This is a genomic window from Lysinibacillus sp. FW301-JW8, assembly GCF_058788755.1.
The window spans coordinates 1-11322 of record NZ_JBYTBB010000108.1 but is presented as its reverse complement, the minus strand read 5'-3'; the positions used below and the strand labels follow the sequence as shown (position 1 = coordinate 11322).

The 11322-nt window shown below is 34.0% G+C and carries 13 protein-coding genes; 5 read left to right on the top strand and 8 right to left on the bottom strand.

The features are described 5' to 3' along the window. Nucleotides 1-47 precede the first annotated feature (47 nt). Both AC3WOM_RS25690 and AC3WOM_RS25685 read right to left on the bottom strand, forming a co-directional pair. Nucleotides 48-458 carry a hypothetical protein gene (locus AC3WOM_RS25690; protein ID WP_492448902.1) on the bottom strand — a complete coding sequence of 137 codons (411 nt, stop codon included), beginning with the start codon at nt 456-458 and terminating at the stop codon, nt 48-50. After that, on the bottom strand, nt 442-753 hold the full coding sequence (locus AC3WOM_RS25685; RefSeq protein ID WP_492448901.1) for a hypothetical protein: 312 nt from the start codon (nt 751-753) through the stop codon (nt 442-444). The genes AC3WOM_RS25690 and AC3WOM_RS25685 overlap by 17 nt, the downstream gene beginning before the upstream one ends. Nucleotides 754-873: 120 nt before the next feature. On the opposite strand from AC3WOM_RS25685, the gene AC3WOM_RS25680 reads away from it, so the two are divergent. After that, nucleotides 874-1227: a helix-turn-helix domain-containing protein gene (locus tag AC3WOM_RS25680; protein WP_492448900.1), complete on the top strand. Its 354-nt coding sequence runs from the start codon at nt 874-876 to the stop codon at nt 1225-1227. A 78-nt stretch (nt 1228-1305) separates the two neighbouring features. Here the strand turns inward: AC3WOM_RS25680 and AC3WOM_RS25675 are convergent, their stop codons facing one another. From AC3WOM_RS25675 to AC3WOM_RS25655, 5 genes are all read right to left on the bottom strand, one after another. Continuing rightward, complete coding sequence (locus AC3WOM_RS25675; protein WP_492448899.1) at nt 1306-1941, bottom strand: hypothetical protein; 636 nt, start codon at nt 1939-1941, stop codon at nt 1306-1308. Between the two features lie 75 nt (nt 1942-2016). After that, nucleotides 2017-2523, bottom strand: a complete 507-nt coding sequence (locus tag AC3WOM_RS25670) for a PadR family transcriptional regulator (RefSeq protein ID WP_376070656.1) — start codon at nt 2521-2523, stop codon at nt 2017-2019. 6 nt (nt 2524-2529) lie between these two features. Continuing rightward, nucleotides 2530-4992, bottom strand: a complete 2463-nt coding sequence (locus tag AC3WOM_RS25665; protein WP_492448898.1) for an ABC transporter permease — start codon at nt 4990-4992, stop codon at nt 2530-2532. Beyond that, complete coding sequence (locus tag AC3WOM_RS25660; protein WP_492448897.1) at nt 4961-5680, bottom strand: ABC transporter ATP-binding protein; 720 nt, start codon at nt 5678-5680, stop codon at nt 4961-4963. Before AC3WOM_RS25660 ends, AC3WOM_RS25665 begins: the two co-directional genes overlap by 32 nt. Nucleotides 5681-6193: 513 nt before the next feature. After that, entirely contained in the window at nt 6194-6556 is a 363-nt protein-coding gene (locus AC3WOM_RS25655; protein WP_492448896.1) for a cyclic-phosphate processing receiver domain-containing protein, read from the bottom strand. 251 nt (nt 6557-6807) lie between these two features. Between AC3WOM_RS25655 and AC3WOM_RS25650 the strand changes: the two genes are divergently transcribed. The 4 genes from AC3WOM_RS25650 (at nt 6808) to tnpC (ending at nt 9634) form a co-directional block, all read left to right on the top strand. Next, nucleotides 6808-7389 carry a tyrosine-type recombinase/integrase gene (locus AC3WOM_RS25650; RefSeq protein ID WP_492448895.1) on the top strand — a complete coding sequence of 194 codons (582 nt, stop codon included), beginning with the start codon at nt 6808-6810 and terminating at the stop codon, nt 7387-7389. A gap of 63 nt (nt 7390-7452) precedes the next feature. Then, the gene (locus AC3WOM_RS25645) at nt 7453-7647 is read left to right on the top strand and encodes a hypothetical protein (protein ID WP_492448894.1); all 195 of its coding nucleotides are present in this window, start codon (nt 7453-7455) and stop codon (nt 7645-7647) included. Beyond that, on the top strand, nt 7644-7997 hold the full coding sequence (gene tnpB / locus AC3WOM_RS25640) for an IS66 family insertion sequence element accessory protein TnpB (RefSeq protein WP_492448893.1): 354 nt from the start codon (nt 7644-7646) through the stop codon (nt 7995-7997). The genes AC3WOM_RS25645 and tnpB overlap by 4 nt, the downstream gene beginning before the upstream one ends. A 53-nt stretch (nt 7998-8050) precedes the next feature. Continuing rightward, complete coding sequence (gene tnpC, locus AC3WOM_RS25635; RefSeq protein WP_492448892.1) at nt 8051-9634, top strand: IS66 family transposase; 1584 nt, start codon at nt 8051-8053, stop codon at nt 9632-9634. A 273-nt stretch (nt 9635-9907) separates the two neighbouring features. On the opposite strand, the gene dcm is transcribed toward tnpC, so the two are convergent. Next, nucleotides 9908-11161 carry a DNA (cytosine-5-)-methyltransferase gene (gene dcm, locus AC3WOM_RS25630; RefSeq protein WP_492448891.1) on the bottom strand — a complete coding sequence of 418 codons (1254 nt, stop codon included), beginning with the start codon at nt 11159-11161 and terminating at the stop codon, nt 9908-9910. Nucleotides 11162-11322: the final 161 nt, after the last annotated feature.

Sequence of the window (11322 nt, the reverse complement as noted above, 5' to 3'; positions counted from 1 at the left end):
GAGACAATTTTACTAGAATGCAATGCCGAATGGATTCAGTATGGCTCTTAGTCAAGCACATGTTTTGGTGAAGAGCCTCTAAAATTAGCATACATATTTTCAGCTTCATTTAATTGGTTGGGATTATACCTGTTTTTGTGTATAAGAATGCTCAATTGTTCTTTTGTTTTATCATCATATGGTAGTGTAGTGTATGGGTCATCACCTAGCTTCTTAGCTTCATTAATTGCTTTGTTTACTATTGATTCATATTGTTTAGTGGGTACACCTTCATATTCTAAATTTATCCCCACGTGAGGTACACGGTAGCCTTTTGCCTCAACTAATACCCTTAGTTCTTTAAATAATTCAGATGTAATATCTTCATGTGCTAAATTCCGTGTTGCTTCTTCATCCTCTAAACTCTCTACAATTTTGTATACATCCATCGTGAGTTGGCCTTTAAAAAGTACTTTCATCGTTTATCGATCTCCCTGGTATTTTTTCTCTGAGTACAATCCCATCTAAAAAGCCTTGCTTATATATATCTTGAAATAATAGATGCTGATAATTAAGAATTGATTTCTGTATCAACTCAGAAATTTCTCTAACCTCTTTTTCACTTATACCAGAAAGAGTTTTGAATAATTTCTGTTCAACATCCTTAACCATTTCATTTTGGTGATTCCTAAACACTTTATTATGATAAAGCACATCAACCCTTTCATCTATTAATAGAATAAGTGCTGATTCGAAGTTTCCGATAACGTTCAACCCCTTCTATTACCTATTATGTATATTTACGTATTAAGTATAATTTATTTTCTATTGATTGTAAAATGCAATAATTGTACGATTAATTAAATGATTAATGTGGAGTTGAAATCATATAATATGAATAACTTGCAAATAGGACAGTTAATACGTTCGTTACGCAAAGACAATAATTTAAGTATGAGCGATCTTGCTCAAAAATTAGATATCTCTCAAGCATCTATTTCACGAATAGAAAGCGGTATTCAGGAAGCGAATTATACACTGTTAGGTGAAATTTGCGAGCAATTTGGACTAACGCTTAGCTCATTCTTTTTATTACTGGAAAACAAAGTTGATACAACTATTAAGATTCCACAAGATAAATCTCTACAAAGTGAAAATATAGATGACGAATTATTTAATATCATTAAAAATTTATCAGAGGAACAAAAAAAGGGATTATATGTACTGTTACTTCCCTATATCAGATAAATTTCCATAAGAAAAACCTTAGTTTCTCGTATTTAAACGAAAACTAAGGTTTTTTAAACTGCTATAAAACCCGATAGCTTATTTTTTAGGAAACAATGTATAAGACCATGAGTAGATAAAATCAATGATAAAAACAACGCTCCAAATTGCACCAATTCCAAAGGTAATCTCATTAGGGTAAGGTGATTCCTTTGCTATTCCTTTTTCTATCCATGACAAATCAGTTAAATACATTTTCATCTCTGCGAGGCTTTCCGTACCCATCATCCAAAAAATAACTTGCACTGTAACAAAAATAACCAAATGTATATAAGATGACTTACGATACTTCTTTGCAATATATTTAGGGTTATTATTTCTTTCAATAATTTTATAGTCTTTATCAGATAATAATTCAACACCACGAAACGTCCCAATTTTTCTACGCATCCAACGATCTAGCTTTATAAAATCAAATACACCAAATGTAAATGCATAAATAATAAATATAGTAATAACAATTTGAAATGTTGAAATCTCTCCTGTTTGCTGATAAACATACAATCCGAGTAACCCTTCAAGTATTAACATAAATAAAAATAGAAAAATGAACATAATGCTAAGTGTAGGTTTATTAAAGAAGTAACGAAATATACCAAATAGGAGTAGTACCCCTATAGATAATAACTCAATAAGTATAAACAATTCCCAACTATATTCAAGAATAACTCCCAATCAAACACCTCCTTTGTTGAGAAAAAACAGTATAAGATAATTACAGCAATATGAAAAGGAAACCTTTATATAGATTTATGAACGAATTCTATTTTCAATCTGACTTATCCAGTTTAAATCTGCCTCTAAATGTAAAAGTGTGCCATTGATTAATAAATATTTATGTTCTTCATTTTGAATAAGAAATTCCGTTTTTAATTTAGTCAATTCTATAACATCTTTCATTATCATTGCTTTTTGTTGTTCTAGCATAATTTTTTCTTGCTCAAAATGGATTTTTCGAGCACAGCTCCATTTAAAATGAAAGTCGTCCTTAGTAGAATGATAAGGTACAGGTTCTAACAACCATTTTTTCAATTCATTTTCTCCTGACTTTTCTAGCTTATATAGCTTTCTTTCTTGGTCATCTATCTCTGCAGATGACACGAGTTGATCACGAATGAGACGGTCAAGAGTAGTATAAATTTGACCAGGATTAATTTTTCCTTTGATACTTAGAAGAGACTCCAATTCTACTTTTAATTCGTATCCATGATTATCCTGTTGGTATAACAATGTTAATAGTCCATACTTTACTGACATAATTGATCAACCTTCTTTAATTGAAGATAAAATATTTATTTTACTAGCAGTCATACTAGATATCCAAGAGGCAAGAAAACTTAGTAATAGACCAGCAATCAATGCTACTCCAATATTAGCAAGAGGTATATGGAATGGTATGAAGTCTCCTAAAAGCTTGGATTGACTAGTAATGTAAAGTAAAATCACACCTAATACTCCACCCCCGATGACTCCTACTAAACCTATGAGTAACCCCTCACCAACTACCATCTTTCTTACTTGTTGTCTAGTAAATCCAAGTGCTCGCATTGTTCCAATCTCAGATGTTCGTTCAAATGTATTCATTAAAAGAGTATTAGCTGTGCCAATACTAGCTAAGCCAATAATTAGGAATAGCATAATTAATATTATTTCGTTCATACCAGATAACGCAGAAGTAGTTGATTTAATTTCATCTTCAATAGTTTTAACTTTTGAAAGGTGTTCATTGAAATCTGTCCATAACTGATCTTGTAATTCCTCTCCGCTATATTTATCATTTAATGCTAGTAGCATATCAAAACTATTAGCCCAACCAAATTCATTATTTAAATGATCTTCATCCATAAAACCAACATATCCTGAATAATGTGAAGTATCTACAACATCAATGACTTCAAATTTTTGATTACCAGAAGGTGTATTTATGTGAATGTATTCCCCTACTTTACCACCCCATTCATCAAAAGCTCGTTTACCGAGCAGGATAGATGGTTTCTTTTGTAATTCCTCATATAACGATTCTTTTTCAATATCTTCAAATAATATAGGTCCCTTTTTACTTACGGCAAAAATAGAAAATTGTCTACTCTCATCATTCATTGTTTCCCATGTAATAGGTGTAGCTTCTGTCAGTGGGGTAACATTTGCTACAGAATCATAAGAAAGTAGAGATTTTATATCTTCACTAGACCAAGGGGCTTCCGATGTAACCCTTAGATCACCCCCAAATGTATTTCTAATATCACGTTCATACCCTTCAGGAGCAGTTTCTATAACAGAGCTTAACAATAAGATGACTGCTATTCCAATGGCAAGTATAGCAGAAGTATTGGCATTTCTATTTAATTGCTGTGTAAGGCTATGCGTAGCTAAAATTCCTGAATAGCCAAAAAACACTTTGAAAATTGGTTTAAAGATCTTACTTATTCCTATTAACAAGAATGGAAACAGCAAAATGATACTTGCTAAAATAGCTAAATAGGAAATAAAATGATCAATAAATATAAAGGAAAGTAAGCCAACTCCTACAATACCTCTAAATAGATATTGTCTTTTCGACGATAATGTTTGAGTTGCCTCTTTTAATGTCAAGAGCACCGAAGTTTTTCCCGCATTGTAAATAGGAAATAAGGAGAAGATAATAGGAAATACAATTCCTATTCCAATGGCTGTTATTGTAGGCATTTTCCAATTCAAAGTATACACTGTATCAAATTCAAATACACTGAGCAGGGTTTGCATAAACATATCGCCAAGCCAAATCCCAATTGGAACCCCAATAGCCGTACCAATTAATGATAAAATGATTACTTCAATGAATACAAGTTTAGAAATAGAGCTTTGTAAATAACCAAAACTTTTCATTATTGCAAATTCCTTTTTTCGTTCCATAACGCTTGTATAAATCATATTAAAGACAATGAATCCACTAATAAGCATAGATAAAACAGCAATTAAGTAAAAAAATGTGTAGAGACCCCCAATATCGTTACTTTGTAGATCATCTGCGACAACTGGTTGGATATATATATTTGAATTAGTAAATTCATTCTGTAAATCTTGAAAAAGTTTTTCACCATCTTCATTTGTTTGAAATCGTACATATGAAAGCTCATTATCCATACCTGTCCATTCTCTTAACAAATCAAGGGGAGCCATAATTCTAAAACTAGTTGATTCAGCACTTTCCCAATCACTAGGACTCGCAAGCAACTGTGTATACCCGACTATTGCTGAAACCTTAGCCTCTCCTAAATTGCTAAACCGAATAGTATCTCCAACACTTTTATTTAATAAATTTGCAACAGGCTCGGTTATAATTAGCCCTTCATTATCTAACTCTCCTTTTATTACTGGTAGTTTTAGTAAAGAACTATTCTGATCATTCACACCCGTAATTCGTACAGAACGTTGATTTTCCGATTTATCATCAAGATCAAAGAATACATGTTTATCAAGTGCAAGCAACGAGTCAGTAATGATTGGATTGTCTAAATGAGAGGAAACAGCCTCTTCTGAAAAGGTATGTTCATCACTTAAAAACCAATAATCAGCATTTGCTACATACATTTGTTCATAATAATTAAAAACATCATTTGTTGTTTTATCAGCAATTAACATGGAAGTTATAAAGGAAATGCCAATAATGATCCCAAGTAATGAAAAGAAAAATCTTTTTTTGCTTTCTATTATATTACGCCATGAAATTCGCCACATATTTAGCATAATCTTCATCCTTTCTAGAAATCACCTGATCGACAATTCCATCTTTAAAAAGAATAATTCGATCTGCAAATCCAGCTGCGAAAATATCATGTGTAACCATGATTATTGTTTGATTGTAATCTCGATTAAATCTAGTCATTAACCCAAGAATGTCCTCGGCTGTATTTCTATCTAAATTACCTGTTGGCTCATCTGCCAATAATACGGCGGGGTTGCTAACTAGTGCTCTAGCTATAGCTACACGTTGCTGTTGCCCACCACTAAGCAAATTAACCTTCTTCTGCCCAAGTCCCTTTAAACCGACGGAATTAAGTAATTGTAAAACTACTTGCTTTTTTTCCTTTGTTAAATTTCCGTCTGCATGAAGTGGAAAAGCTATATTTTCCTCCACATTTAAATTACTAAGTAATTGATAATTTTGGAAAACAAATCCAATATTCTGTCTGCGAAATATTGTTCTTTTCTTTTCTGTCATCTTATTTAAATAATGTTGATTAATTATAATGTCCCCTTCTGTAGGTATATCAAGACCACCTAACAATTGGAGTAATGTACTTTTTCCAGAGCCACTTGGACCCATAATAGCTACAAATTCACCTTTTTGAATTTGTAAACTTACATTTTTTAATACTTTAATTCTTTCTTGTCCTTGTAAAAATTCCTTTTTAAGATTTTCAACCTGAATCACTTTATCAAATCCCCCTAATATCTTTTATATTATTATATACTAAGTATATAGTAATTCAAGATTTTATATTACATACGTTCTTAAAAAGTCTTGTTTTGCAATAAAAAAAGTATTTTATAGATATATACTAAGTACTCATAGAGCGGGATAAGAAAAAAGATATCTATAAATTCAGATATCTTCTACTCGTCTACAATATGGTTCTTATTTAATCATATTTAGCTTAATCAAGCTAAAAAGTAGATGACAAAATTCCCTACCAAAATTTCTTATTGGTAGGGTTTTGTTAGGAAACTAGATTTTTAATTTAAAGATTATTGAACTCGAAACAAATTATCAATTAGCAACAAGCAGAATCGTTTCAAAGGCGATTAGCGAGCAAATAGTAAACCACTACTCAACTTTGGGGGCGAGGGCGGTTTATTTTTTTTAGGTATTCGCAATAAGTAGTGGAATACCTTTTTTGATTGCTATTGAGCACGCAATATTTTTGATGAATTGTTTAGTATTACTTCATTTCGTATATTTATTTTCAGTAATAGGATAGTGGTAAATTTCAATATCTGAATCAATGAAACCTCTTCGCTTTGCTCCATGCAGTGTTTGAGACATATTCTCTCTACCAACAGGGTTGTCCGTATGAATATATATTTTGTTTGCCCGTAACCCTTTTTCACAAATATATTTTACTAAGTCATAACCTGTTGGCAATAGATTACCTTGTAGATCTTCTCCTAAATCATGGTCAAGAGAAAGTGTGTCTACTTCGTGATTTTCAAGTAAGCGAATTGCTTCTTGAAACGTTCTTGCCACGACAAAACCAATAGGACAATCTCTTAAATCATCCACATAGAGATTTATTTTTTGTGTTCTCAAATTAATCACATCCTTAATGCACCGTTTGTTTCAATTGTGTAGTGTAATAAAATAACTTGCAATATTCAACTACTAATTACGAATAAACTTTTTTACTATCACCATTATTTCAATATAAAATGCTACCAAAATAAAGGAAGTTTATTTATTGGGAAAATGTTTTTGTTTTTTATAAGCTATACTAACAATACAGTTACTAGAAAAATTAACTGTATCCCTAGTTTCCCTGTATGGTTCTAGGAGGCATTTCAATGAAAGACAATATTAAATCATATACTAAAAAAGATGGTAAGACCTACTACATGTTTAAGCTTTATTTAGGAATGGATAGCGAAACAGGCAAACAAATTCACGTTACTAGACGCGGCTTTCTAACAAAAAAAGAGGCTAATCTTGCCCTAGCTCAATTAAGAGTCGAAGTTAGTAAAGGGGAATATAAGAAGCCTAAAACCGAAACATACGAGGATATATACAATGTTTGGATTCAACACTTCGAAAGAACTGTCGAAGAAAGCACCTTTGTCAAAACCCTTGGCATTTTCAGGAATCATATTCTCCCTGCAATTGGGCATTATCGAATCGAGAAATTAAAAGTACCAATTTGCCAAAACTTTGTTGATGAATGCTCATTAAAATTAAAAAAATTCCGTACCGTTAAAACATATGCATCTAAGGTAATTGATTTTGCTATTAAGCGTGATTACATCAGTTCAAATCCTTTTAATCTAGTGGATCTTCCAAAAATCAAGGCGTCTACTGTATTAGATACCGAGGTTAACTACTATTCAAAGGAGCAGCTAATTTACTTCCTTCGTAAGCCCGCATTCAAATAACGCATATAAATAACTAGTCACCTCCGGTACGATAGACGTATCAATTAAAGGAAGTGCTTTTTTATGCCCACTACCAAACTAACAATTGTCCCTGTGACACTGGATACCATCACGGACAAGTATTCTTTTATCAATTCAACGCAATTTCCCTCTGAGCCAAGCTGCATCATTAAAACAGCTAATGTCGAAATCTCTTTCTTCAATGGCGTAGATGAGCACATCATTCAAATGATCATGAAGGAGCTGAATAAACAATGAAGCATGATTTTACGAGCGTGCAGAACATCTATATTATTTGTGGTAAGACAGATATGCGAAAAGGCATTGATGGTCTCGCTACACTTATTCAGGATTCTTTAGAATTGGACCCATATAGTGATTCCATCTTCTTATTTTCTGGAACGAGCAAGGATCGCTATAAATGTTTGTACTTCGATGGGGATGGCTTTGCCATACTCTATAAACGGCTAGAAAATGGGAAACTGCAATGGCCAAAAGATGAAAAGGAAGTGCGTAACCTTTCACAACAGGAGCTTCGCTGGCTCTTAGAAGGATTATCGCTCCAGCAGCCAAAAGCAATTTCGAAATCTGCAACAGGTGTCTTTTAAATCGATTCACCTAAGTGGTATAATCATCTATAACTCATACTGAATGAAATGTGGTGAATGATTTGGAAAACTCTTCGACAACAGAAAAAGTAATCCAATTACTTGAAGAACAATTAGCATACATGAAAAAACAAAATGAAGAGCTTTCAATAAAGCTAGATCATTCGTTGTCCCAAAACAAGGCATTAGCTGAACAAATTCGCCAATTAACAAAGGCGTTATACGGTTCTAAATCGGAAAAATCAAAGTATCAAGCACCGGATGGGCAAGGCTCTTTATTCGAAGACGACCCGTCTTTTAGCGAATCTGAGCACACAGAAGAACAAAGCATGTCAACTGTTACATATACAGTTGTTCGTAAACTACATAAAAAACGAAATGATTCGTTTCGTGATGGAATGGAAATCGAAGAAATTCATCATCATCCTGAAAACACACAATGTGACTGTTGCCTTGGTCAAATGACTGAAGCTGGTACAACGATTGCGCGTGAAGAAGCAAAATTCATTCCTGCAATAATGAAACGCATCCAGCATATTGAACATGCCTACGAGTGCAAGCACTGTAAAATGGATGCCACACAAAAAGCACAAATGAAACGTGGAAAAGCCCCACAAGCTACCATTCAGCGAAGTATTGCAGGACCAACTGTTTTAGCAAAGCTTATTTGCGATAAGTTTATTCAGTATTTACCTCTTTACCATCAGGTAAAGGAGTGGGAACGATATGGCCTACATACGAATGATAAGAATCTATCAAACTGGGTTATTCGTGCTGCAGAAGATTGGCTTTTACCGATTTATGAACAGATGAAACAGATGTTAACGATGAAATCAGTACTGCATGTGGACGAAACGTATGCGCAAATTATCAATCGGTCAGACGGAAAATCAGGACAATCGAATGCTTACAATTGGGTGTTCCGCAGCGTGCCAAGCCAAGGACCGATCATCGTTCTTTTTCATAGTGCATTATCGAGAAGTCGTTCTGTACTAGTAGAATTTACAAAAGGCTTTAAAGGAACGGTGATTTGTGATGGTTACTCGGCATACGGTAATCTTCCTGATGTCACGTTCGCTAACTGTTGGGCGCATGTGCGACGATATTGGCTGAAAGCCGATAGCAAAAACGGGCAAATTGGCGTGGATTTCTGTGACCAACTGTATCGCCTAGAACGTCAATTTAAGCATCTTTCACCAGGTAAACGCCGAAAATCAAGGCAAAAATATTCAAAACCGATTGTAGAGAAATTCTTAAAATGGGTGGATGAATCGCCTTTCTTCGGAAAAAATGCCTTAGCTAAAGCTGCCGAATACACATTAAATCGTCTACAAGGATTAAAAGCTTTTCTGTTCGATGGCCGAATTGAGATGGATAATAATCCAGCTGAAAATGCGATTCGCCCAAATGTGATTGGTCGCAAGAACTGGCTTTTTTCTGTTAGTGAAGCTGGTGCTAAAGCGAATGCGATCTGTTTAAGTTTAGCTGAAACAGCAAAAGCAAATGGTATCGACTTTTATCAATACCTAGTGACGTTATTGACAGAGTTGCCAAATTTACCGCTCCATCAGCAGCCAGAGATTTTAAACGATTACATGCCTTGGTCGAAAAATATCCAAGTGACATGTGCAAAATAGCCGTTTATCTGAAATTATTTTCAGATAAACGGCTATTCGTTGTGCGTACCGAAAAGGTGCGCTTTTTTTATATTTCGGGCTTACCCTTTAATCTCCCACCTCTCTATAAAAAAGAGGCTGGGACAAAAGTGTTTCAGCCAACAAAAATACCGAACTATCCAATGAAACGCTCATGAAGTGTTTCGGAATAGTTCGGTTTTTCTATTTTATCGTGTTTTGTTAATTTAGAGTTTGTTCGGCTTTATGAAGGAACCATTTAGTTATGTCCCAGCCTCAATAGATCCCTAAAGTTATTTGTGTACCATGTTCTTCTTCTAATAAATCAATTTTCTTAATCATCGCACCCATGTCTTTAATTAAATCTACTACAAGGGCATTTCCCATACAAAAGTATCGCATACGTTTAGGCATGCCTTCCGTCCAGTTATCATCAAATCCATTTAATCGCTCGCATTCAAGTGGGGTTAGGAAACGTTTCCGACCATTAACTTCAACTATATGTGAACTCCGATTTACAGTTCCTTCACTGGTGAGCATTGTTCGGCCAGGTAATTCTAAATCATCTGTTGGGGACATTCCACCCTCAGAATAAATGTATTTATGTCCTTCAGCAGAAGTTCGTTCAATTTTTTTAGGTCCACGTAAATAACTAAACTTTTCAATGGTTGCTTCATTTAAGTAATATTCTTCATCAACCATATCTTCTGGAAGTAAAATGTCCCTTAATGGCATAGGATTCTTTACGATTGGTTCAGGTTGAACGGTATGAACACTCCCATTGATCATAATACCCGCTGTATGGAAACCAAAAGCAAAATTATCCGAGATTCCAACAATATCTTTAGGCAATTCAACGGATGAACGGCGATTTTTATACGGTTCACTCGATACTGGGAAAGTACTTGCAAAGAAGCCTTCTTTAAATAAAATATCTTCCTTATCTAACTTCATTTGTTGATTAGCAAAGCTTAGATTATTTTTATATGCAAAAATAAAAACTCTACGTCGACGTTGTGCATTTCCATATTCACTCGCATTAATTACACGCCATTCAACGATATAATCTAAGTCACGAAATACAGCCAACATGATGGCAAAATCTCGTCCACGCTGCTTTGATGGTGATTTAATCAGGCGATCCACATTTTCCAGTAAAACATATTTCGGATGACTATTTTCAAGGACACGTTTAATCTCCCAAAATAGAACACCTTTTTTACCGTTTATGCCCTGCTCATTATTCAACGAGCGACTCACACTATAGTCTTGGCAAGGAAAGCCTCCAACTAATAAATCTATGTGTAATGAGCTGAACTTACTATCAGCTACCGTTGTAATATCCTTATTACTAACTTCACCCTCATTAAAGTGATTTTTATAACATTCATACGCATCCTGTGCTTTTTTTGAAGGTTCCCATTGATTCGCGAATACTGTTTGAAAAAATTCTTTGTCAACCTTCTCTAAACCAAGACGAAAACCACCAACACCTGCGAATAATTCCACAACATTTAGGTTTTTACTCATATTACGAACATCCTTTCTCTATATTCGTATTATAAATCATGTTTAAAAAAAGATCAACTTTAAAGTTTTTTCAAATAATCATTTGGCTCTTCACCAAAACATGTGCTTGACTAAGAGCCATACTGAATCCATTCGGCATTGCATTCTAGTAAAATTGTCTC